This window comes from Sphaerisporangium sp. NPDC051017, from assembly GCF_040683095.1.
GTDB lineage: Bacteria > Actinomycetota > Actinomycetes > Streptosporangiales > Streptosporangiaceae > Sphaerisporangium.
Window position 1 is genome coordinate 428,386 of sequence record NZ_JBFBCI010000001.1, and the last position, 22,104, is coordinate 450,489.

20 protein-coding genes, 1 tRNA gene and 1 pseudogene are annotated in these 22,104 nt (G+C 67.9%); 9 read left to right on the forward strand and 13 right to left on the reverse strand.

The features are described from left to right. Window positions 1-55 precede the first annotated feature (55 nt). Window positions 56-604: a hypothetical protein gene (locus AB0M95_RS02140; protein WP_363758240.1), complete on the forward strand. Its 549-nt coding sequence runs from the start codon at window positions 56-58 to the stop codon at window positions 602-604. 184 nt (window positions 605-788) lie between these two features. Here the strand turns inward: AB0M95_RS02140 and AB0M95_RS02145 are convergent, their stop codons facing one another. Next, window positions 789-1,358, reverse strand: a complete 570-nt coding sequence (locus tag AB0M95_RS02145; RefSeq protein ID WP_363758242.1) for a hypothetical protein — start codon at window positions 1,356-1,358, stop codon at window positions 789-791. Between the two features lie 389 nt (window positions 1,359-1,747). Here AB0M95_RS02145 and AB0M95_RS02150 point away from each other — a divergent pair, with 389 nt between their 5' ends. Together AB0M95_RS02150 and AB0M95_RS02155 are read left to right on the forward strand one after the other, a co-directional pair. Next, on the forward strand, window positions 1,748-1,984 hold the full coding sequence (locus AB0M95_RS02150) for an RNA-binding S4 domain-containing protein (RefSeq protein WP_363758244.1): 237 nt from the start codon (window positions 1,748-1,750) through the stop codon (window positions 1,982-1,984). Window positions 1,985-2,089: 105 nt separating this feature from the next. Continuing rightward, window positions 2,090-2,165 (forward strand) — tRNA-Arg (locus AB0M95_RS02155). 467 nt (window positions 2,166-2,632) lie between these two features. On the opposite strand, the gene AB0M95_RS02160 is transcribed toward AB0M95_RS02155, so the two are convergent. Further along, window positions 2,633-3,835, reverse strand: a complete 1,203-nt coding sequence (locus AB0M95_RS02160; protein ID WP_363758246.1) for a helix-turn-helix transcriptional regulator — start codon at window positions 3,833-3,835, stop codon at window positions 2,633-2,635. Beyond that, a complete protein-coding gene (locus tag AB0M95_RS02165; RefSeq protein WP_363758247.1) occupies window positions 3,832-4,140 on the reverse strand; it encodes an antibiotic biosynthesis monooxygenase in 309 nt (102 codons plus the stop codon). Before AB0M95_RS02165 ends, AB0M95_RS02160 begins: the two co-directional genes overlap by 4 nt. A gap of 187 nt (window positions 4,141-4,327) precedes the next feature. Between AB0M95_RS02165 and AB0M95_RS02170 the strand changes: the two genes are divergently transcribed. Then, a complete protein-coding gene (locus tag AB0M95_RS02170) occupies window positions 4,328-4,807 on the forward strand; it encodes an ATP-binding protein (RefSeq protein WP_363758248.1) in 480 nt (159 codons plus the stop codon). Between the two features lie 128 nt (window positions 4,808-4,935). Here AB0M95_RS02170 and AB0M95_RS02175 read toward each other — a convergent pair whose 3' ends face one another. Both AB0M95_RS02175 and AB0M95_RS02180 read right to left on the reverse strand, forming a co-directional pair. After that, window positions 4,936-5,331 carry an OsmC family protein gene (locus AB0M95_RS02175; protein ID WP_363758249.1) on the reverse strand — a complete coding sequence of 132 codons (396 nt, stop codon included), beginning with the start codon at window positions 5,329-5,331 and terminating at the stop codon, window positions 4,936-4,938. A 530-nt stretch (window positions 5,332-5,861) separates the two neighbouring features. Beyond that, complete coding sequence (locus AB0M95_RS02180) at window positions 5,862-6,590, reverse strand: LysR family substrate-binding domain-containing protein (protein ID WP_363758250.1); 729 nt, start codon at window positions 6,588-6,590, stop codon at window positions 5,862-5,864. Window positions 6,591-6,646: 56 nt separating this feature from the next. Here AB0M95_RS02180 and AB0M95_RS02185 point away from each other — a divergent pair, with 56 nt between their 5' ends. Further along, entirely contained in the window at window positions 6,647-7,018 is a 372-nt protein-coding gene (locus AB0M95_RS02185) for a DUF5997 family protein (RefSeq protein ID WP_363758251.1), read from the forward strand. Window positions 7,019-7,228: 210 nt separating this feature from the next. On the opposite strand, the gene AB0M95_RS02190 is transcribed toward AB0M95_RS02185, so the two are convergent. Genes AB0M95_RS02190 through AB0M95_RS02210 form a run of 5 tightly spaced genes read right to left on the reverse strand, consistent with a single transcriptional unit; the run spans window position 7,229 to window position 12,951 of the window. Further along, the gene (locus AB0M95_RS02190; RefSeq protein ID WP_363758252.1) at window positions 7,229-8,059 is read right to left on the reverse strand and encodes a carbohydrate ABC transporter permease; all 831 of its coding nucleotides are present in this window, start codon (window positions 8,057-8,059) and stop codon (window positions 7,229-7,231) included. Next, on the reverse strand, window positions 8,049-8,987 hold the full coding sequence (locus AB0M95_RS02195) for a sugar ABC transporter permease (RefSeq protein ID WP_363758253.1): 939 nt from the start codon (window positions 8,985-8,987) through the stop codon (window positions 8,049-8,051). The genes AB0M95_RS02190 and AB0M95_RS02195 overlap by 11 nt, the downstream gene beginning before the upstream one ends. Continuing rightward, window positions 8,984-10,261, reverse strand: a complete 1,278-nt coding sequence (locus tag AB0M95_RS02200; RefSeq protein WP_363758254.1) for a sugar ABC transporter substrate-binding protein — start codon at window positions 10,259-10,261, stop codon at window positions 8,984-8,986. Before AB0M95_RS02200 ends, AB0M95_RS02195 begins: the two co-directional genes overlap by 4 nt. Before the next feature lie 41 nt (window positions 10,262-10,302). Then, complete coding sequence (locus AB0M95_RS02205; protein ID WP_363758255.1) at window positions 10,303-11,907, reverse strand: FAD-dependent oxidoreductase; 1,605 nt, start codon at window positions 11,905-11,907, stop codon at window positions 10,303-10,305. Window positions 11,908-11,922: 15 nt separating this feature from the next. Beyond that, entirely contained in the window at window positions 11,923-12,951 is a 1,029-nt protein-coding gene (locus AB0M95_RS02210) for a LacI family DNA-binding transcriptional regulator (protein ID WP_363758256.1), read from the reverse strand. Between the two features lie 184 nt (window positions 12,952-13,135). Between AB0M95_RS02210 and AB0M95_RS02215 the strand changes: the two genes are divergently transcribed. Beyond that, the gene (locus AB0M95_RS02215) at window positions 13,136-14,116 is read left to right on the forward strand and encodes a hypothetical protein (protein ID WP_363758257.1); all 981 of its coding nucleotides are present in this window, start codon (window positions 13,136-13,138) and stop codon (window positions 14,114-14,116) included. A 293-nt stretch (window positions 14,117-14,409) separates the two neighbouring features. Here the strand turns inward: AB0M95_RS02215 and AB0M95_RS02220 are convergent, their stop codons facing one another. Further along, a complete protein-coding gene (locus tag AB0M95_RS02220) occupies window positions 14,410-14,730 on the reverse strand; it encodes a hypothetical protein (protein WP_363758258.1) in 321 nt (106 codons plus the stop codon). Between the two features lie 148 nt (window positions 14,731-14,878). On the opposite strand from AB0M95_RS02220, the gene AB0M95_RS02225 reads away from it, so the two are divergent. Next, the gene (locus AB0M95_RS02225) at window positions 14,879-15,724 is read left to right on the forward strand and encodes a peptidoglycan-binding protein (RefSeq protein ID WP_363758259.1); all 846 of its coding nucleotides are present in this window, start codon (window positions 14,879-14,881) and stop codon (window positions 15,722-15,724) included. A 40-nt stretch (window positions 15,725-15,764) separates the two neighbouring features. Then, window positions 15,765-16,700 (forward strand): SpoIID/LytB domain-containing protein, encoded by a 936-nt coding sequence (locus AB0M95_RS02230; RefSeq protein WP_363758260.1) that lies wholly within the window; start codon window positions 15,765-15,767, stop codon window positions 16,698-16,700. Window positions 16,701-16,759: 59 nt separating this feature from the next. On the opposite strand, the gene AB0M95_RS02235 is transcribed toward AB0M95_RS02230, so the two are convergent. Next, window positions 16,760-17,812, reverse strand: a complete 1,053-nt coding sequence (locus AB0M95_RS02235; protein ID WP_363758261.1) for an NBR1-Ig-like domain-containing protein — start codon at window positions 17,810-17,812, stop codon at window positions 16,760-16,762. A gap of 108 nt (window positions 17,813-17,920) precedes the next feature. Further along, entirely contained in the window at window positions 17,921-19,147 is a 1,227-nt protein-coding gene (locus tag AB0M95_RS02240) for a serine hydrolase domain-containing protein (RefSeq protein ID WP_363758262.1), read from the reverse strand. A 755-nt stretch (window positions 19,148-19,902) separates the two neighbouring features. Here AB0M95_RS02240 and AB0M95_RS02245 point away from each other — a divergent pair. After that, window positions 19,903-21,132, forward strand: a pseudogene (locus tag AB0M95_RS02245) (BTAD domain-containing putative transcriptional regulator); the annotation flags it as partial. Window positions 21,133-22,104: the final 972 nt, after the last annotated feature.

The window sequence follows — 22,104 nt, forward strand, 5'->3', positions numbered from 1 at the left end:
CCGGTTCATCATCGCCGACGACGACGGCCGCCTCCGCCACGTCCAGGCTGGAAGGGTGATCGTAGCCGTCATCATCGGATGTGAGATCGGGTTCTGGGTGCTGCTCGGCCTCGGCCTGCTGGCACGCTACAAACTGCGCCGCCGGCGCCTCGGCGGCGTCCTCCTGCTGTGCGTCCCGCTCGTCGACCTGGTCCTGCTCGCGGCCACGGTGATCGACCTGCGCGGCGGCGGCACGGCGGCGTGGACGCACGGGCTCGCCGCGGCGTACCTCGCGTACTCGATCGTGTTCGGCCACCGCACGATCCGCTGGGCCGACCAGGTCGCCGCCCACCGGCTGTCCGGCGGCCCGCCGCCCTGGAAGCCACCTGCGGGCGGAATGGCCAGGGCCCGGTATGAATGGGGCGTTTGGCTGCGCATCGTCCTTGCGTACGGCATCGCCTGCGGCCTTCTGGGCCTCGCGATCTGGATCATCGGCGACGCCACGCGCACGGCCGCGCTCACGGACTTCATGCTCAGCCTGGCCCGCGTCCCGGTGATCGCGGTTTTGTGGCCCTTGTCCTACACGCTGTTCCCGAAGAAGACTACAGACCAGCGCGCGTCGTGAAATATCAGCTTGTAAGTGGATAAATCGTTGGGCGCGCGCGGGCGTCGCGGAGGCCGCCGACGGCCCTCCAACGAGGCGGACGGCCTGAAATGGCACCCGAACGGATCCGCGGCCTTACGTTCCACGGGGTCAGCAGGGAGGTGTGGATCTACGCGCGCTCGGGGAAGGGAAATCGGCACTGAGCCTACGCGCGGAAGGGAAGCTCGGCGTATACCCGCCAACCCCCCTGATACAGCCCGGCCGACACCGACCCGCCCAGCTTGCCCGCCCGGCGCCGCATCGTCTCCAACCCCTCCCGCCGACCCCGAGAGCCCGGAATCCGCCCCTTCAGGGGATTGTCCACGGTGACGACCAGCCGATCCGGACGATACGTGAGCATGACGGTGGCGTGCGCCTCCCCATGCGCGAACACATTGGTCAGCGCCTCCTGGATGATCCGCATACCCGCTAGATCAACCGGATCAGGGAGTTCCATGGGGGTTCCGGCAACATGCAGCCGTATCGTCAGCCCCTCATGCCGGGAAGCCTGCACCAGATCGGACAGCGTCGGGCGCGGGTAGTCGTACTGCGTCCTCAGCAACAGCCGTCTGAGCTGGGTGACGTGCTGCGCGTGCTCGTCCGCGGCGACCGCCCTGTGCCGCCGCCTGGCCAGCAGCGCCGCCACGATCACCACGACGCCGAGCAACGCCAACCCGATGCCCACGACGATCTGCGTCGAAAGCCCGGCAACGCCGTACAGGGATGGCTGGTTCATGCCTCGATCCGGAACTACTCGCCACGTGCGGAAACGTTGCCGAGGTTCATTGCCGCCCCCGCCCCCGCCACGCCCGGAATCGAGAAACTTTGAACACCTTATGTCCCCATCAGCACCACCGGCCCGAATAGTCCTAGCTGCGAAGCCCCGGAGAGGGGACCTACCAGGAAGAAGCCACCGGAAGGGGGGCCTGCTGTGCGGAAGCCCGCAGTAGGGGGCCTGCTGTGCGCCGCGGGAGGGGGGCCTGCTGTGCGGAAGCCTGCGGGAGGGGTGGCCAGTTGTGAGGAAGCCGCCGGAGCGGTGGCCGGCTGTGGCTGCCTACCTCGCCGGGGCCATCCGTCTCGGGTTACGGGTCCGACTCTCCCTGACCATCTGCCTATGCTGGCCTCGTGGACGAAACCTTCCTGGAGGAGACCTTCCAGCTCCGCGACGAGTACATCCCTCTCTGCGACCTGCTGAAGTACTGCTCCATCACCGAAAGCGGCGGCGAAGCCAAGCACCTGATCGCCGAGGGCGACGTCCTGGTGGATGGCGAGGTCGAACTCCGCAAGACCCGCAAGATCAGAGCCGGCCAGGTGGTCAGCGGCATGGACTTCGAAATCCGCGTAGTGGCCGCCGCCCCCTGACCCCGGCCGCCGCCCCTGCCCGCCCGCCACGCAACCCACCCCGCTCTGTAATCCGGTACAGCGCACTGCCCAAGACCCGCTATGCTTGTCGAGGCAAGCAAGCAGGCGGCCGTAGCTCAATGGATAGAGCATCTGACTACGGATCAGAAGGTTAGGGGTTCGAGTCCTCTCGGCCGCGCCACAGCCAAGGGCCACTTTCGACCACCGAGAGTGGCCCTTGGCGTGACCAGGACTGAGGTGCCGGTCGTGCCTCGCAATGGTCCTTCGCTCCGCTCAGGGCTACTTTCCCAGGAGGCTCCCGCCTCTTCGATCCCCGAACGGCGAGCTACGCTCGTGCCCGGCTCCACAGCCGAGGCCGCTCAGGCGCTGTAAGCCCCTGGTCGATGTGCTGACGTACTCCAACTTTCCCGCCGAAGGACTCATACGCATGGCACGCACTAGCTCAGAAAGCCGTATGTCGGCTTGATATGAGGCTTTCGTGAGATGGCCTCATCACACGCCCTGTCTGATGTGCGCCGTTGCTGGTCCCTCACGGTCTGAGGGGCCAGCAACGATGACGCACCAGCAGCAGTGGCTTCGAAGACAGAGCCATGCGCCAGAGAGCGTTGTTGCCCACCTGAGGGCAAAGATGGGCGAACGTGAGACCTGTTACGCGCCCACCCGATCAGCGAGTTCCCGCAGGTCAGAGGACGGCGGATCCTGCATGGTGAGTAGGTCCGACACGAGCTGGTGGGCGATCCGATGGTTGTGGATCTGCTCGGGAGCGATGGACTCGGCCTCCAGCAGTGCCGCCACCGCCTCGTCCACCTGACGGCGCTGAGCGTGCGCGCGGGCCAGATCGACATGCAGCCGGGCGCGGCGCTCGCTGGACAGCGGCGAGGTGTCCACCGCGGCCCCGACACGCAGCGCGTGGCCGGCGTCCCCCAGCTCGACGGCCACCGCCACCTCGTACAGGGCGACGTTGGCGGGACCGAACTCGGTGTTGTAGTCGTTGCGTCCCTCGCCCAGACGCTCGGCGATCTCCCGGGCGCGGGCCAGGTGGCCGTAGGCGGTGTCGGCCTCGTTCAGCCGGGAGGCCGCTACGGCGCGTTGCAGAGTAAGCCCACCCCACAACGACATCGCCTCAGGCTTGCCCTCCTCGGCCAGGAACCACAACGCCTCAGCCGCCGTACGCGCCGTCTCCTCCACCAGGTCGAAGTGCCGCGCCCCGAGGAACACGAACCCCAGCCGGTAGGCCCCGGCCGCCATCAGCAGCGGATCACCCGCCCGCTCGGCCGCCACGATCGCCCGGTCCGCGGCGATCCACGCCGCCTCCGGCTCGACCAGCTTGGCCAACGCGGCCGAACACGCCTGATAGGTCACCGCCAGCAACGTGAACAACTCCGCACGCCGCTCCTCCTCGGCCGAACGGACCGCGCTCTCCAGCGCCGGGACCAGCCCTTGGAGCAGGTCGGTCAGCTCCAGGTACCGGCTGGCGTGCGTCAGCTCCCACGCGTGATCGACGCGGGACTTGATCTGCTCGGTAGGCGGGACGGGCGCCGCGTGCAGCATCGCCCGCAGCGAGTGCGCCCCGGACAGCACCAGTCGAAGGCCGGCCGTCCCGGGGATCTCCTCGGCAGCCGCGGCGACCACCGGCGCTTCGGCGGCCAGCTCCGACAGCGGCACGTCCAGCGCTTCGGCCAGCTTCTCTAGCACCGACATGCGGTCGACCTTGCGGACCCCGCGCTCCACCTGCGAGACCCAGGCCACTGACCGGTCGATCAACCGGGCAAGCTCGGGTTGGGACAGGCCGCGCCGTTTGCGCTCCTGGGCGATGCGCCGGCCAAGAGCGCGCTGATACTCGATGCTCACCCGTCTGTTCCCTTACCGCTCTGCAGCCGCAACCAGTCGACCTCGACCGAGGACAGGAACTCGCCCCGAGCGCCCAGGAAGTGCTTGGTGTGGGTCTGCTCCTCGTGGGCGTCGAAGGCCGCCCGGTCACGGTACAGCTCGTAGAAGATCCGCTTGAGCGGCTGGCCATCGACCCGGTGCGAGGCGTACACCAGCGTCCCCGGCTCCCTGTCGCGGATCTTCTCGATCGTCTCGGCGACGAGCTGATCGAACGCCTCCGCGCTCCCCTCGTCCTTACAGGTGAACCGGACAACTAGACCGAACACGCGCACCCTCCCTTGATCGCAGGCCCGCTCTGGGGCCGCGGTGACCGGTACTTGTCTGCGGGACCAGCACTTATTGTGCGACGCAAGTACCCGAAGTCGCTTGTACTTCAAATCCTACGCCCGTATTTTAAGTACCGATAGGAGGACATGCGAGCCTCTGACCTGCATGATCGTGAGGTGAGCCGACATGATCCCGCGACAACGCCCAAGCGAAGACGAGGCCACGCGGAGCCACACGTTCCCCGGAAGCAAGGACCAGGTGCGAGAAGCCCGCCACTTCGCCCGCACATGGTTGCCCGACCGCCCCGACGCGGAGCTCATCACCAGTGAGCTGGCCACCAACGCCATCGCGTACACCCGCACCGGCGCCCCCGGCGGCACCTTCACCGCAACCATCCTGGTTCGCGACGACGGCACCGCCTACCTGGAAATCACCGACCAGGGCGACCCCGCCACCTTCGGCCCACGCACCTCCACCTGTGAGGGCGGACGAGGACTCCCCCTCATCGCCGCCCTCACCACCGCCTGGGGCATCAAAGGCGACCACACCGGCCGAACCGTCTGGGCCGAACTCCCCCCACCGGCTCCATGGGCGCGGCCCATCTGGCTACCAGGCGTTGGCTGCCGTCGTCGCCGTGCCGTGGCTAGTCCTCGTGGTGCTGAGTGACCGCCGCGTGCGGCAGTTGACGCGACAGAGACCGTGCGACTCTCCTACGTCCGCTCATGCCGCCGACCGCGTGTTCATGCCGCCGTAGCGGTGCGGAAGTCCTCGTTGGTTGTGTTCCTGCATGGTCGTTAGCTGATCCTCTGCACGGTGGCACCCCGTCGGATGGCGCGGGGGATCTCGGCGACGGAGTCCACGATGTCGATCAGGTGGGCGATGCTCTCGGCTGAAGCAGTGGAGCTGACGTCGACGGTGTAGGTGATCCCGGTTGATCGCCAGCTCTCGATATCGAAGCCGCCGGCTGCGGAAACGCGCACTCCCAGGAGTTCGATTCCCAGTGCGGCGGCCTCCCGGTAAATGTCGTTGAGGACGCATCCCGCCGCCGCGAGGTGAAGGAGATGTCCTCCGGTGAAGTCCGCCCTGACGCTCACGCCCTCGGGCGTCCACCGATGAGGGAAATGCACCGCGTGCTCGTCCGTCACCTTCAGCGATCCTGCGCTCACGATCACGTTGAAACGATCATCCATGATTCAGCTCCCGGCACCTCAGGCGTACGGACCTGACGACAAGAGCCGTCCTACACGTCGCAGCCGCCAACCGGCAACACAGCATTCCCTCACACGGGAACACCCGCTCATGCCGCTGGGCCGTTTGGTGGAGGACGCGTCCATACCCCCTCGGAGGTCCGCTCATGTAATACGCGTGGCATCTTCGCCACATAGCGTGCCGGCGAAGCGCGCCCTCTCGTGCTGCCGCACAGCGGCGCGGACAATGCCGGGACGAATCGCGCGTTGCCGGTGAGCGTTGGTCGCCACCGGAGATGTTTGATGGGATTGACATATGAAGGAAAAGCGGAAGGTCGGCGGTTCGACCCCGCCCCTGACCACATTCTTAGACCTATAGAAACGCCCTGAGCCTTTGTGGTCGGGGAGCGAGGGGTCACTGGTTCGAATCCAGTACCGTCCACCTGCGAAAAGACCCCGTTTCCGATCGTGGGAACAGGGTTTGCGTCAACAACTCCCAAAGCGAATCCGAACCGGAGGTTCGGGGCTGCAGGTCACCGAGATCGGTAGCCCTTCCTCTTACGGCCGGCCGGCACGGCCCGGCGACCGGAGCCATTCTGCGCGGGTTTTTGTGCCTGCCGCCGTGCTGGTTTCTCTGCGGGGGAGGCAGGGGCACGGCCCCGCGAGCTGTTAACCGTCCGGCCGCGGACGACGCCGATGAAATCTTCCACCAGGTCAGTGGTTGCGTCCGTGGGCCAGGTCAGCGCGACCTGAGACTGCGGCGCGTCCAGCACCGGCCGGTAAGTGAGATCCCTACGGTGGTAGAGGCGTGCCAGCGACTGTGGAACCAGGAGAATCCCAGTGCCGGCCGCTACCAGCTCGACCGCGTCCGCCGTTGTGGCTGGGCGGGTGAACGCGGGCAGCCCAGGCCGGACCGTCCACTCGATGGTGTCGTCCAGAGGATGGAACACCTCGTCGTCGATAAGGTCGGCGATGGCCACCTCGTCGACGGCGGCCACCGCGTGGTCCTTGGGTACCACGACCACCGTGGTCTCCACGTAGAGAGGAATCACGCTGAGCCCGTCCCGGTCGACCGGCAGCCTGGCGAATCCGGCGTCGGCACCGCCATTTCGCAGGAGTCCCACCACCTCGGCGGCGGGAACCGCGACCAGGGTGACCGGCACGTCGGGCATCCTCTCGGTCCAGATGTTGACCCATTTCGCGGGTGTCACCCCGGGCACGTACGCCAGCCGAAACACCCTGCCGGTCTCTCCATCAGTCACTTCCTCAGGCTACCGATGTTATGGGAACCCGTTCCGACTGACTACTCTTGACGTTCATGAGCTCGCCCAAACCGAAGACCATCCAGACGATGAAACCCGCGACCGCGGCCAAGAAGCTGGGTGTCCTCCTCTCGGCCACTCCCGCCGAGTTCCAGGCGGGTGTCGTCTCCAGGGACGAGCTGAACGAGTTGCAGTCGACGCCACCCGCCTGGCTCGTTGACCTGCGCCGCAACGGCCCGCACCCCAAGCAGGTCATCGCCGCGAAGCTCAAAGTCTCCATTTCTGGCCTAATCAGAGGTGGGATCACCGGACCGCTCACCACCGCTGAGATCGATGCGCTGAAAGCGGAGAACCCGGCGTGGCTGGAGCACGAGCGGTCCATCCAGGCCGAGGTCCGCAAAGAAGCACTCCGTCTCAAGCAACGCTAGACAGCTGAGATCCTGCACGTCTCCGACCCCAGACGCGTCTCCAGGCTGCCGCCACCCTCGCGCACCCGACCGGGGACGCGCCGCAGCCGCGCAGGCGCAGCCATACGGTTGGGTGCGATGGCTGCGCCGTTTGCGGGCTCCGGCATCAGAGGGCGTACACGGTCGGCGCTGGGGATGTGGAGGGCCTCGGCCGGCAGTGAGGGCGGACCGTCATCCCTTCAGGCCTGTGTGCGCCAGCCCCTCGATGAACTGGCGCTGGGCCAGGACGAACACGACCAGGATCGGCAGTGCCGTCAGCGAGGCCGCGGCGAGCTGGATGTTCCACATGGGCCCGCCGTAGGCGTCGACGAACTGGGTGAGCGCCTGGGGCAGGGTGAACTTCTCCGGCGAGGAGAGGAACACGATTGGTTCCAGGTAGAGGTTCCACGAGTGCAGGAAGGTGAAGATGGCGACCGCGCCAAGTGCAGGGCGGGCCAGGGGGATCGCCACCTTGGCGAAGGTGCCGAAGCGGCCCAGCCCGTCGACGCGGGCGGCCTCCTCCAGCTCTTTCGGCAGGCTGATGAAGAACTGGCGCATGATGAAGGTCGCCATCACGCTCGGTGCCCCGAGGATCGGCACCAGGATCAGTGGCCAATGGGTGTCGGTGAGCCCGAGTTCGTGGAACATCTGGAACAGCGGCACGATCGTCACCTCGCTGGGGATCAGCAGTCCGATCAGCACGACGACGAAGAGCACGTTCTGGCCGGGGAAACGGATGCGCGCGAAGGCGTATCCGGCCATCGCCGAGACCGCCATGGTCCCGGCGGTGACGAGCAGAGCGATGTAGAGGCTGTTGAGGTACTGGCTGGTGAAGGGCTGCAGCTCGAAGACCTGCCGGTAGGCCGACGGGTCCCAGGAGGAGGGCAGCAGGGCGGGCGGGAAGGCGAAGATCTCACCGATCGGTTTGAACGAGGACGTGACCATCCACCAGGTCGGGAAGACGAAGGGCACACACAGCACGCAGAGCAGGCCGTACAGAACGATCTTAAGTTTACGACTCATGGAGGACCCACTTCCTGCGCATGCGCCACTGCGCGAGGGTGAGCGCCGCCACGATCGCGAACAACAGGACCGACAGGGTCGCACCGTAACCGAAGTGGTGGAACTGGAAGGCCTGCTGGTACAGGTAGTAGACGAGCACGGTCGTGGACAGGCCTGGCCCGCCCTCGGTGAGGACGGCGATCTGGGCGAAGACCTGGAGCGAGCCGACGACCGTGATGATCGAGGTGAGCAGGATGGTGGGGCTGATCAGCGGCACGGTGATGCGGGCGAACCGGGTCCACGCCCCCGCGCCGTCGACGCGGGCGGCCTCGTGAAGCTGGCTCGGCACGCCCTGCAGGGCCGCCAGGAACAGCACCATGTTGAGGCCGACGTTCTTGAGTACCTGGACCACGACCACCGACACCATCGCTGTGGCTTCGCCACGCAGCCAGTTGGGTCCGTCGACGCCGAGGGAGCCGAGCAGGCCGTTGACGCCGCCGTCCGCCTGGAGCAGGAACCGCCACACGATCGTCCACGCCACCAGCGAGACCACGACCGGGGAGAAGAACACGGTTCTGAAGAACGTGGTGCCGCGCAGGCGCTGGTTGAGCAGGACGGCCAGCAGCAGGGCAAGGCTCAGGTTGAGGACGACCAGGCCGACGGAGAACATCGCGGTGCCGCCGAGCACTTTGCCCAGCTTCGGGTCGTTCAGCAGCTTGGCGTAGTTGTCGCCGCCGGTGAACTCGAAGGTCCCGGCCAGCACGTTCCACTCGTGCAGGCTGTACCAGAGCACCAGCCCCAGCGGAAGCAGCACGAAAAGCGCACTGCCGACGAGCTGCGGTCCGATGAACAGGTAGCCGACGAGGTTGTCCCGGCGGCGGATCGTCCAGTAGGGGGAGACGACGGCCCGGCGCGCCGTCGTCGTCCCCCTGGTCCGGGTGAGGGTCACGACGCGCCGATCATCGGCTGGATCTTCGCGCAGACTCCGTCCAGCACCGCCTTGACGTCCGCGTCGGCCTTCCACAGCGGGTCGAGCTCCGCCCGGACGGTCTGCGACAGTTCGGCCTGCCCGATGTGGCTCGGCTTGACGACGGCCTTCGCGAGGCCATCGATCACGACCTCCTTGAGCTGTTCCGGCTTGAGCAGCGGGTTGGACTTGGCCAGCGTCTCGGTGGTGAGCTGGGAGGCCCGGGGCGGCGGGAAGTAGGCAGCGAGCTTGGTGGAGTTGGCGGGGTTGGTGAAGAAGGCCAGGAAGTCGATGGCCTGGGCGGCGTTGGGGGACTTCTTCAGTACGCCCAGACCGGCTTGGCCGATGACCGCGTAGTCGCCCTTCGGCCCGGCGGGCAGTGGCACCAGGTCCCACCCGAACTTCGCCCCGTCCAGCAAGGCGGCGCGGGAGATCTGGGCGATGGTCATCGCCGCGTCACCGGCGAAGAAGTCGACGCTGGTGCCGGGTCCCGGCAGTGCCTTGTCCACGAAGATCGCCTTGTGCAGGAACGTCATGGCCTGGAGCATCTCGGGGCTGTTGAAGCCGCACGTCTTGCCGTCCTCGCTCCACGCCCTGGCGCCCCAGCCTCCCCAGATGGAGGCGAGGTTGTCCCAGCTCTTGTAGTCGAAGTCGCGGACGACCAGGCCCGCCTTGCCCTGCTTCGCCACGGCCGCGCCCATGGCGACGGCGTTCTCCCAGGTCCACTGACCGGTCTTGATGAGCTCGCGCGGTGTCTTCTGCCCGGCCTTCTTGACCAGGTCGTCGTTGACGAAGATGCCGAACGGCGAAGTGGAGAACGGGTAGGCGTACAGCTCGCCGTCCCGCTCCCACAACTTCGTCGCGGCCGGAGTCAGGTCGCCCAGCTCGTACCCCTGCGCCTTGCCGAGCGTCCCCCTCAACGGCGCCAGCGCGCCCGAGGAGACGAAGTCCGGGGCGGAACTCTCCAGCACCCAGGCCAAGTCGGGGACGTTGCCGCCGGCGATCTGCGTTGTGAGGGTGGTGGTGTAGCTCTCGAGAGGGATCGAGTCGAAGGTGATGGCGCCGACGTCCGGATGTGTCTTCTTGTACTCGGCCGCGATCTCGTTGAAGAGCTTCAGGTGGGCCTCGTTGGACGTCCAGATCGTCATGCGCAGCGGCTGCGGGCCTTGCTCGGCAGGTTTCTGGCCGCCGCCGCACGCGGTGACGGTGAGCAGCGCGGCCATGGCGACGGCGGCCAGTGTCCCGGTTGGCTTCATGGGGTGATCTCCTTGGGTGGCTTCCCCCGAATGGTCATGTGTCAGTAGCCGGTGACGTCGGGCCAGCGCAGCTCGACGCCGTCGCCGGTCAGGCGCTGCTGGAAGTCCGCCAGGAGGGTTTCCTTCTCCCGGACGGCGTGTGGGGTGGTGGCCCGGTCCAGGCAGAACGCGGCCAGCGCGCCCGCGGCCTCGCCCACGTTCCACTCCACCGGGTGCAGCCGGTAGGCGCCGTTGGTGATATGGGTGGTGCCGATGTCCTTGCCCGCGGCCAGCAGGTTGGTCATGCGGCGCGGGATGAGCGCGCCGAGCGGGATCTCGAACGGCGAGCAGCCCACGTCGATGTAGTTGTCGCCGCCGGTCGTGGGGTGCAGGTCGATGCGGTACATGCCGATGCCGACCGAGTCGGCGTAGGAGACCGCGCCCTTGTCACCGCGCACGGCCAGCGACAGGTCCTGTTCGGTGACGGTGCGCAACGCCCGGATGCGGCGGGACTCGCGGATGTAGGCCGCCTGCGCCAGGCCGTCGGTGCCGCCCGTCACGTCGCCGCGCAGCCGCAGGCCAGGAAGGCCGGTGCCGCCGTCGGCACGCGGCGCCTCGGTCTGCAGCCAGTACAAGACCGAGCGCGACAGCTCGCGAGCCGCCTCCAGGTGCCGGGCGGCGTCCGGCACGTCGATGACCGGTCCCTCCAGATAGTCGATCATCGGCCAGTTGACGAGCGTGATGTCGCTGGCGTACGCGCCCTCGGTGAAGTTGCGGCGGGCGGCGATCCTGCGGAAGGTCCACAGGTTGGCATCGCCCGGGTTGGCCCGCTGGTCGGCCTCGACGAGCTGGGGGTCGTCGTCGGGGTTGGGTGTGAACGAACGCTCCATGATCGCGAGCGTGCGCGGGTTCGGGCACCGCCACGACAGCAGCTTGTCCCCCCAGAACGGCGGCTCGTAGGCGCGCCAGAAGTCGTAGGAGGCGGGCCGGTCGATCGTGTGGTCGCCGTCGACGTGATCGATCGCGAAGCAGACGGACACGGCCTGCATGTTCAGCGGCTGCGCCTCGGCGGGAGCGTTCGGCTCGCCTGTCTCGGACTGTGCCTCGAACCCGGTCACGTACTCGGTCCCCGTCAGCGGCAACAACTCGCCGGTCTCGGTGGCGTCCAGCATGTACGGCGCGCGGAGCACGACCTGCTCGGCGGCGTCGCGATGTGCCAGCCGTACGGACGTGACGCGGTCGCCGTCCACCTCCGCGCCCACCGGCCGGTACGGCTGGAGCACACGTAACCGGCCCGAGCCCCGGTAGGGGGCGAGCATGGCCTCGATCACCGCGACCGCGACCCTGGGCTCGTGGCACAGGCGGCTCACGTGCCCGGCGCCGGGGTTCAGCTCCCGCTGCGCGCGCGCCCGTTCGGTGAGCGGGTAGTGGTCGCGGTAGTAGCGCCGGATGCCTTCGCGCAGGGCCCGATAGCTCGCCGTGACGCCGAACCTTTCCACCCAGGAGTGCTCGTCGGGTGGTACGGCCTGGCTGGTGAGCTGGCCGCCGAGCCAGTCGTGTTCCTCGGTGAGGACCACCATCCGGCCGGCCCTCAACAGGGCGAGCGCGGCGGCGACGCCCCCCAGCCCGCCGCCGACGACGGCCGCGTCTGCCGATATCTCAACCACGTGGGAGGTCTCCTGTCAGATTGCGGTTCGGTCGGGGGCCGGGGCCAGCGTGGTGCCGTCGACCAACTCGCAGGGCAGCAGTTCCTGCGGGGTTCCGCCGGTCTCCAGCACTCCGGCCAGCAGCTGGACGGCTCTGCGGCCCATCTCGCGCCTGGGGATGCGAAACCCGGTGAAGTCGGTGTCGATCCGGACGGGCCGGGTGAATGCGCCCAGGGTGAGGATGGACAGGTCGCGGGGCACCTCGACGCCGCGCTCCCCGGCGGCCGCGGCGATCGCGACGCAGTCGGCGTACTCCTCGACGAAGACCGCCGTCACCCCGGCCGCGACCAGGTCCCCCAGCGGCACGTCCGGGGTGAGGTGGCGGCCGTCGGCGCCCGTGGCGGCCACACCCTCATGGAATCCGCGCAGGCGGTCGGCCATGGACTCGCCGCCCGTCCCCGCCCCGACGTAGGCCAGCCGCCGGTGGCCGAGGGCCACCGCCCGCTCGACCAGCGCCCGGACGGCCGGAGGGTAGTCGGCCCCCACGTATGGCACGGGCCCGCCCGCGTCGTCGCGGCGACCGACGGAGACGAACGGGATGCCTTCTGCCAGCAGCCGGGCCAGGTCCTCACGGTCGACCGTTCGGCCGAGCAGCACGCAGCCATCGGCCAGCCGTACGCGGCTCTCCTCGTTGAAGATCCGCCGCCGCGCGCCCGAGGCCGCCCTGGCGCTGGTGAACAGCAGCAGGTCGCAGCCGATCTCCTGGGCGCACTCCTCGATGCCGACGAGGAAGGGGTGGTAGAAGTCGGCGCTCTCGGCGGGGAAGACCGCCTCGTAGGTGAACACGCCGAGGATGCGGTTGCGCCCATAGGCCAGCCGCCGCGCGACGGGATCGGCCACGTAGCCGGTCTCCCTGATCACCTGCAGGACCCGTTCGCGGGTCTCGGGAGCGATCCGCACGTCGGCGTCGCCGCGCTTGTTGAGCACCAGCGAGACCGTCGTTTGGCTCACGCCGGCCATCCTGGCGATGTCCTGCTGCGTGAGACGCCGACCTTGAGTAGTCACCGTCCGTGTCCTTCATGATCAGATAATGCGCATTAGCCGCTGATGACGCATCATCCTCGGCAAGGCCCCCGTTGCTGTCAAGAGGCGATATCTCCTGTAGTAATTCGCATTAGCACCTTGACGCGGTATTCCGCGCGGGACGAACGTGTGAATCGCCACCACGACGTAGCGTGAAGGAGCTGACGTGGAAACTCCCCCGCAACTCATCGGACGGCGGACCGTGTTGCTCGGCGCGGCGGCGGCGGGCGTGACCGCGGGCCTGGGACTCGGACCGCCCGCGAGCGCGGCGGCGGGTCCCGCCGGGATGCCGACCTACCGCTACCTGCGCGACGCACTGGCCTTACCGCTCAGCCACAACCCCACGGGGGAGTTCATCTTCCCCTGCATCAGAGGGGTGTACGACAAGCTCAGCAATCCCCGGGCGCGCTACTACCTGTACTACGCCCCCCATGAGAGGCCCGGCGGCATCTGCGTGGCCTTCGCCAACTCCCTGGCCGGACCGTTCGACGACTACTCGGGCAACCCGCTCATCGACAACCACCTGCCGACCACCACGGTCTCCCACGTGTCCTCACCACACGTGATCTGGGACGCCGCCACCAGGCAGTTCTTCTGCTACTTCCACGGCGAAAACTTCACCACGCGCGTGGCCCGCTCCACCGACGGCATCACCTTCACCAACGAGACCCCGATCCTGAGCACCCGCCTGGTGCCCGGCACCTCCGAGACCTCCTACGCGAGGGTCTTCGAGCACCCGCTGCCCGGCCGGGGCAACAAATACGTGATGATCTTCATGGGCGTACGTAACGGCCGCCGCCTCTTCTACGGCTGGTCGCCCAACGGCTGGGACGACTGGCAGTTCAGCGCGACCCCGCTGGTGAATCCCGAACCCGACGGCCTGACCGACATCTCCGGCCCTCACCTCGTCAAGCGCAACGGAACTACCTACGTGGCCTATCACGGCAACGACGGCAGAATGCGCATCACCGAGGTCGGCAACGCGTTCGACCGGGAGACGCACCTCGGCGTCTTCCACTCCCCGATCCCCTCCGACAACGGCAGGGTGGCGGCACCGTCATTCGGCACTCAGGACGGCGTCAGCTACATGTTCTACGAGGCCGGGCCGCGGCTGGGCGCGCGCATCTGCATCGCCCGAGCCGTCTGAGACATGTGGCCGGGCCGGCGAGGCATCCCACGGCGACAGCACGGGAGTCACGCATGCGCCGGTCTCGGCGAAGACCCGCTCCCAATTCGTCCCGAGTACGGCCTTACTTCCTGAGCACAGAAGACCTAAGGCCAGATCGCTCTTCCCAATGAGTTTCCACGTGACCCCGGTCAGCGTCTCTGCACTTGAGTTCTTGCAGTTCAGGACCAGCTGATCGTGCCGTCCAGTATTCCCCTGCGGATCAGAAGGTCAGGGGTTCGAGTCCTCTTGGCCGCGCCAGACGGAAGCCCAGGTCATCCCGCGATGACCTGGGCTTTTTCGTGTTCCGATCGGTGCCCGCCGTCCCGATGCTTCAGGCCGCGATCGTCGCGGTCCACCTGAAACATGGTCTTCGACGGGTTCCCCTTCAGGTCCGTGATCGGGTTCTTCTCAAACAACTGCAGTTCTACGGCGTATGCCATGGCGCTGGACAGGATGACACGGTGACGCCGGTTCGAACCGGCGGCCACGCGCTTGCCATCAAGCCGGGACGTAGCCGCGCTGAGGAGTGCCGACGCGTCGACCTGCCCGAGCACCGCCCTGCGCCGTTGCGGGCTGTGCGTCTCGCTCGCCATCGGATGACCTGTCAGGCGGCGCGTACGCCTGTACGCAGGGCCTGTCGGACAGGCTGACAACACGATCTTGTTGTGGACAGCGTGAGCGATCCGAAACCGTGGATTCCGCCGCAGGAATCACCCCCAGCATCCGAAACCAGGAGAAACGATGAAGCTGCCTTCATGCGCCGCTGCCCTCGTGGCGGCCACCCTGCTCGCTTCCTTGACCGAAGCGTCCGGGATGTCGGCGGCACAGGCGGCCGACGCCAGGGCCCTTCCGAGCGTGAACATGGAGGCCACTGTCAAGGCGGCCCAGATCGACCCGCGGCGGTCTGACGGCGAGCTGACCCCGGGCGCCAAGGCCGGCGTGCTCCTCGTTGAGCAGGCGCTGCACGACCGGCACCTGCTCGACGCGAAGTGGGTGGACGGTTACTTCGGCTCCACAACGGTCGCCGCCTTCGCGAAGTTCCAGAAGTCGCTCGGCCTCACGGGTCTCGCCGCCAACGGCCTGCCGGGCAAGGCGTCGCTCGCCAGGCTCGGAGCCGGCCGCTTCAGGGTCACCCACATCATCGGCCCGGGTGCCCGGGTGTCCGTCGGCGGCGTCGTCATCGACACCCGTACGCGGAGCATGCTGGCCGAGGCGAAGCGGCTGCTCCGCCGCGACCTCGTGCTGTTGCAGGGTTCGTACAACCGCGGCGGTGACCCCACGTCCGCGGGTACCCACGACGGCGGGGGCGTCGTCGACATCTCGGTCGAGGGGATGAATTCCGCCACCCGCACCGCGGTCGTCCGCGCGTTGCGACGTGTCGGCTTCGCGGCATGGGTGCGTAGCCCAGATCAAGCCGACTGGCCGTGGCACATCCACGCCGCCGCCATCAACGACACCGACCTCTCCAGCCAGGCCCAGCACCAGATCGGTGACTACTACCTCGGGCTGAACGGGCTCGCCAGCCGTGGCCCGGACGACGGCCCGAAGGTGACCATCCGCACCTGGGAGGAGTATCAGCGCCGCTGACCATCCGAAACCCAGGCCGCACAGACACAAGGAGAACACCATGAGAACGCTTGACAAGATCCTCGCCGTGGCCGCCGCGATGGCGGTCAGTGGGACGGTGCTCGCCACCGCCGCGCCCGCCTCGGCGGCCGGTCGCAACGGCGTCTGCGAGACCGGCGAGTTCTGTTACTACTTCAACAGCAACAACCAGGGATCGGTCTCCGACTTCACCGGATCGGCCGGCGACTACGGCACCAAGCAGCCCTCCTGCTTCGACTTCAAAGGACCCGGCGCCGGCAAAGGCAAGTGCGTCAAGAACGCCGCCGCGTCCGTCTGGAACCGCACCGGCAACACCGTCCGGGTCTACTTCAACAGCAACTACGGCGGCAGCATCTACCAGGACTTCAAACCCGGCGCCAAAGGCAACCTCAAGGCCGGCCTCAAGAACCAGAACGCCTCGCACCAATTCCTGAGCTCCGCACCGCCCACCGGGTGCAAGACCGACGGCACGCACAGCAAGCCGCCCACGACGATCCTCGTCTACCGGAAATCCCTCAATCGCGTGGACCGGGTCGAGTTCAAGACCTACATCAAGAACGTCCTGCCCAACGAGTGGCGGTCGCACGGGCCGAGGGAGTCCCTCAGGGCCGGGGCGATCGCCGTCAAGAACTTCGGCTGGTACTGGGCGCTGCGTTCGGCGAGCAAGACGCCGAGCGGCCAGTGCTACGACGTCTCCGACCACACGTCCAGCCAGGTGTACAAGCCCGGCTCCGCGACGGCGGCGACGAACGCCGCGGTGGACGCGACGTGGGGCATCCGGATGACGCGCGATGGGAAGATCTTCAAGGCCCAGTACTGCTCCACGACGACGGCTTGCGGCAATTGGGTCACCGGTGACTGGATGTCGCAGACCGGCTCTCGCGATAAGGCCAAGGCGGGCTGGAGCTACTCCAGGATGCTCAAGTACTACTACAAGGGGATCGTTCTCAAATCCTGAACCCCGGAGACCGTCCGCTCCTGGTTCCCCGCCGTGTGACGCACGGCGGGGAACGGGCGTCAGTCGACGATGACCTGGAAGTTGAGTGGCCGGCCTCCGGGGAATGCGACGCGTCCCGAACCATCCATCATCTTGAACCGCACGTAGCACAAGCCTGGGTTCCTTGGCGTGGTGATGTCGGTCCGGATGTCGACGATCTCTCCGGGTCGCGTGTCATTGATCGGTACGTCGGAGATGGTCTGGCATTGATCAGGTTGCTGCGGGAGGTCGAGGCGATGCAACGAATATCCCTTCCACGGCACGGTTCCAGCGTTCTTGAGCCGCCATACCTTGGGCTTGGTCTGGCCGGGGCCGACGTGTGTGCAGTCTGGCAGCGTGATGTCGCCGATGAACACTGCCGAATCACCCTCGTTCGCAGCCGGAGCCCACGGCGGGTTGGTCGCACGCACCGGGCAGTCGGCTTCCGACGGCGCGGCCTTCGATGGGCCGCCGGACGGGTTCAAGCCGCGCCCGTCGGTCCCGGAGCCGCGATTGACGGCGGCCATGATGAAGACCGCTGTCCCCACACCGACGGCCGCTGCCGCGAGCGCCGCCGCCGGGCGGGTCAGTCGGAATCGCCCTCTGCCCCCCGGCGCAGGGAGGACCGGCTGGACGTCGCCCGCGATCTCGTCGGGCGGTGGCGGCGGCGTAGGCACAGATGCCGAGATCTCACCAGCCGACGGTGGCGCTTGCGACCCGACGGCGCTGTCCACGGTACGACCCTCCGCGGCGCCTGGGGCGGAGGTTGCGAGTCCACCAGGCGGACGGGCCACCAGGGTGCCTGCGCGGATCGAAGGATCTCCGGCGTTCGCCGATCTGACCGCCAGGTTCGCCCTCTCCCAGCGTTCGTGGTACGCGGCCGGGTCCGCGCCGCACGCCTTGACGAACTCGACGGTGGTCTCCCAACTCGGGAGCCGGTTACCCTTCGTGGCTTCGTGCAACGTCGTGTGCGAGATCGCCCCCGACCGGCCAGACATCTCCCGGAAAGGTGGATTGCCGACCGATTTGCGAAGTTCTCGCAGCGCCGCCGCGAAGTCCTCGATCGCCTCCGCCCGTGCAGGCAAGTCGTCCACCGGGTGAAGCTAACAGCGCCCACGGTATTCACTCAAGCTCGACCCCACAGCGGCGGGCGAAGTCAGGCGAGCTGGTACTACTGGGCCAGATCTGGGTTCTGCCTGCGCTCATGAGGCGCACTCGGAAGACTTGAGGGCCATCGTGGCGAGGTGGCGGGCGATGGCGTTGGTGTCGGTGTTCTGCACGTTGCTGAGCACGACCACCGCGATGTCGTCATCGGGCAGGTACATGTTGCTCGCCGCGTAGCCCTGGAGAAGACCTGGGTGGTAGCGGAGTCGGTGCCCGTCGAGCCGGTCGACGAGCCAGCCGAAGGCGTACGCGGTCGACGGCAAGTTGAGGCAGCCATTGGAGGGGCACGCGGCCTGTGGCGTGAACGCCTGCTTGACGGTGGCGGGTGGCGCGACCACGTGCGCGCCGAACGACCGGTCCCAGCGGACGATGTCGTCGGTGTTGGAGTAGATGCCGGTCGCGGAGAACGCCTGGGAGCCGTTGATGGGCGGGGCCGGTGTTCCCACCGTGAAGTAGCCCTTCGCGTACCCGTCGGGCGGGTTCCCCCTGCTGTAGCCGGTGTGCTGGAGGTCGAGCGGGCCGGCGATCACCTCCTGCAGTACGGTGCCGTACGGCTTGTGCGTCACTTTCTGGATGATCGCCCCGGCCAGGATGTAGCCCGAGTTGCTGTATGCCCAGCATGTGCCGGGCTTGAAGTTCAGTGGCTTGTGCACGAACCGCTGGATGAGCCTCCGCGTCGTGGTCGGTTCCGAGAGCTTGGCATAGAAGTCGGGAAACTGCTGGATGTCGGGGATGCCGGAGGTGTGGGTGAGGATCTCACGGATCGTGATGGGCCGCCACGCCTTCGGGCAGGTCTTGATGTATGACGGGACGAGATACGGGCAGACCGGGTCGTCCAGGCCGAGCAGCCCGCGGTCGCGCAGCTTCAGCACGATCATTGAGGTGAACTGCTTGGTGACCGAGGCGATCCGGAAGACCGTGTCCGGCCGGATGGGGATGTGCTTCTCCTCGTCGGCCTCGCCGGCGGCGAAACGCACCAGCACCTCTCCGCGTCGTACCGCCAGCACCGAGCCGGTGAACTCCTTCTTCGCGGCCAGATCTTGCAGGTACTCCCGCATCGCCTTGGCGGTCTCATCGTCCTGCCGTGCTGGTGAGGTGGCTGGCGGGTCCGATTTCTGGGTGGCCGCGCCGCGATCGACAGCGAGGCCGGTCGCGACGGTGTCCCCGGCGGTTACGGCGATGGCAGGAGTGGCCGAGGGTATGGAGCCGCCGGTCAACGCGGCGCTGATCACGAGAAACTTGACAACATTAGGACACTTGGGCATTTCTCTCCCTTGAGCGTACCGCTGCCCCGAAATTCCGGCATTTCTTCGAATCGAGTGAGTCTCGTTCGAGAACGCCCCAGCGGCCATTCTTGTGAGGTCTGCCTTCCGTTCCTCAGAGTCACAAACGGTGATCGACGCCTTTTTCCTTACGTATATCTCTTTGTTGACACTGCTCGGTGATCGCTGGCCACATCGGGCAAAATGACGGCATTTTCCGGGCTCGGCCGCAGCCGCCCGAAATCACGCGCTACGGAAGATTCGACTCGTCAGCGCAGTCGGCCTGCTTGAGGAGAGGGCGAAGGACGGCGTATAACTATCGCAAGGGGTGGGAATCTCGTCGCCGTAAGACTCGTCGAAGTTCTCCGAACCTGATCGCGCGGTCGAACGGCCGCGGCTTGATCGCGGCCGCGTGGGCTTCGATCCACATGCCGACTTACTCGATCCACTCGCCGAATACACCGAGATGTACATGGTCACGCTCCTCGACTGCCACCCGTCCGTAGGCTGGGAGTGTGTCCCCCGCACTCGTCCTGCTCGACGGCGTCCGCTGGCAGGGTGCGCGCGTGGTCGGCGAGCGCGCGCAGACCCTGCTGGCCGTGCTCACCATGCTCGCCATGCACGGGCGTGCGGGGGTCGGTGACGAGCGCCTGGTCGAGGAGTTGTGGCCCGACGAGGCGCCGGCCAACCCGACGAAGGCGCTGCAGGTGGTCGTCTCGCGGACCAGGGCGGCGACCCGCGCCGACGTCGTGGTGCGGATGCCGCGTGGTTACCGGCTCGGACTGCCCGCCGGTCAGGTGGACGCGCTGCTGCTCGGCGCGCTGGTGGAGCAGGCACGGGCCGCACTGGGCGAAGACGACATGGCGCTCGCGTGTCGGCGCGCCGAAGAGGCCATGGGTCTCGCGGCCGGCGGCTTGGACGGCGCCACGGGCCCACTCGCCGAACTGAGGAGCGTCGCCGCGGGGTGGGCGGCCGAGGCGCGACGGGTGGCGGCGATCGCGCGAGGCCGGAGCGGCGCTCACGAGGGCGCGCTGCCGCTGCTGGAGGAGGCGGCGGCCGATCGGCCGCACGACGAGGAACTGCTCGCCTGCCTGCTGCGCAGCGAGGCCGCCGTACGAGGCGTCGCCGCCGCCCTGGAGCGCTACGGGCGGTATCGCGCGGGTCTGGCCGAGCGGCTCGGCACCGAACCAGGGCCCGAGCTCGCCCGCGTGTACGCCGGACTCCTCGCCGCCGATCGGCCGGTGCGTGAGGGCATCCTGTTCGACGGTTCCTCGCTGCTCGGCCGCGACGGCGACATCCGTGCGGTGCACGCCCTGGTGCAGACCAACCGGGTGGTCTCCATCATCGGCCCCGGCGGGCTGGGCAAGACGCGGCTGGCTCACGTAGTCGGCAGGAACGCCGCGCAGCCCGTCGCCCACTTCGTCGAACTCGTCGGCGTCTCCTCGCCGGAGGGCGTGGTGGGCGAGGTGGGTTCGGCGCTAGGGGTCCGGGACTCGGTCAGCGGGCGTCGTGCCCTGACCGCCGCGCAGCGCTCCGACGTTCGCGCCCGGATCGCCCAGCGTCTCGACCAGGCTCCGGCGCTGCTGATCCTGGACAACTGCGAGCACGTGATCGAGGCCGTCGCCGAGCTGGTGGCGTTCCTGACCGTGACGACCCGCGACCTGCGGGTGCTGATCACCTCGCGCGCCCCCTTGTCGATCCCTGCCGAACGCGTCTACCTGCTCGGCGAGCTGCCCACGGGGGACGCGGTGGAGTTGTTCCGCCAGCGCGCCACGGCCGCCCGCCCAGGTGTCCGGATCGACGAGGATGTGGTCGAGGGGGTCGTCGCCCGCCTCGACGGCCTGCCGCTCGCGATCGAGCTGGCCGTGGCCAAGGTACGGGTGATGTCGGTGGAGGAGATCGCGCGGCGCCTGGCGGACCGGTTCGCCCTGCTGCGCGGCGGGAACCGTACGGCCCCCGACCGGCACCAGACGCTGCTTGCGGTCATCGACTGGTCGTGGAATCTGCTGGACGAGCCGGAACGGCAGGCGTTGCGGTGGTTGTCGCTGTTCGGCGATGGTTTCACGCTGGCCGCGGCCGAGCACGTACTCGGCCCGGAGGCCCTGCACGCCGTGGACGCGCTGACGGAGCAGTCGGTGCTGAGCGTCCGCGAGACGACGTACGGCCTCCGCTACCGGATGCTGGAGACCGTCAGGGAGTTCGGGCGGGTGCGGTTGACGGAGTCCGGCGAGGAGGCGCCCACCCGGGCGGCGCAGCGGGCCTGGGCGACGGCGTACGCCCTTGACCAGGCCTCCGAGCTGTTCGGCCCGGCGCAGTTCGCGGCGGTCGACGCGTTGCGCGCCGAGGAGGGCAACCTCGCCGATCTGCTCCGGCAGGCTCTCGGCGAGCCCGATCCCGTCACGACGGTCCAGTTGCTGGCCGGCGTCGGAGCGCTGTGGTCGATCCGTGGCGACCACTCCCGGATCCTCGTTCACTGGGACGCGATCACCCAGGTGATCGCCGGCTGGGTGCCGCCGCCGCACGTCGTCGAGGTGGCCAGGGCCGCCATGCTGATCGCCCTCATGAACAACGTGTTCATCACCGATCGCCGCAGCGATCCGTTGCGTGACCTCCTCCGTACGCTGCCCACCAGTGACGCGACGGATCCCCGCGTGGCGGCGACGGCCACCGTGATGCTCGCGTGCGACGTGACCGACGGCGCCGAGGTGCGCCGTCGGCTGTCGGAGTTGTGCCGGAGCACCGACCCTGAGATCGCCCTGGCGGCGACGCAGATGAGCGTCCACGTCCTGGAGAACGGGGGAGACGTGACCGGGGCGATCGAGGCCGCCGAGCGGACCCTGGCGATGTTCCGCGAGGACGAGGGGCCGTGGCTCCCGGCGATCATGCACGCCATACTGGCCCACTTGGTCATGCGGCTCGGCGACCGCCGCCGGGCGGTCGGGCACGCGCGGACCGCCATC

Excerpts from the sequence above, each read along its gene's own strand:
- AB0M95_RS02185 (WP_363758251.1), top strand. The coding sequence starts at position 6,647 with ATGAGCTCGCCCAAACCGAAGACCATCCAGACGATGAAACCCGCGACC.
- AB0M95_RS02170 (WP_363758248.1), top strand. The coding sequence starts at position 4,328 with ATGATCCCGCGACAACGCCCAAGCGAAGACGAGGCCACGCGGAGCCAC.
- AB0M95_RS02220 (WP_363758258.1), bottom strand. The coding sequence starts at position 14,730 with ATGGCGAGCGAGACGCACAGCCCGCAACGGCGCAGGGCGGTGCTCGGG.
- AB0M95_RS02240 (WP_363758262.1), bottom strand. The coding sequence starts at position 19,147 with ATGCCCAAGTGTCCTAATGTTGTCAAGTTTCTCGTGATCAGCGCCGCG.
- AB0M95_RS02200 (WP_363758254.1), bottom strand. The coding sequence starts at position 10,261 with ATGAAGCCAACCGGGACACTGGCCGCCGTCGCCATGGCCGCGCTGCTC.
- AB0M95_RS02145 (WP_363758242.1), bottom strand. The coding sequence starts at position 1,358 with ATGAACCAGCCATCCCTGTACGGCGTTGCCGGGCTTTCGACGCAGATC.
- AB0M95_RS02230 (WP_363758260.1), top strand. The coding sequence starts at position 15,765 with ATGAGAACGCTTGACAAGATCCTCGCCGTGGCCGCCGCGATGGCGGTC.
- AB0M95_RS02175 (WP_363758249.1), bottom strand. The coding sequence starts at position 5,331 with ATGGATGATCGTTTCAACGTGATCGTGAGCGCAGGATCGCTGAAGGTG.
- AB0M95_RS02190 (WP_363758252.1), bottom strand. The coding sequence starts at position 8,059 with ATGAGTCGTAAACTTAAGATCGTTCTGTACGGCCTGCTCTGCGTGCTG.
- AB0M95_RS02225 (WP_363758259.1), top strand. The coding sequence starts at position 14,879 with ATGAAGCTGCCTTCATGCGCCGCTGCCCTCGTGGCGGCCACCCTGCTC.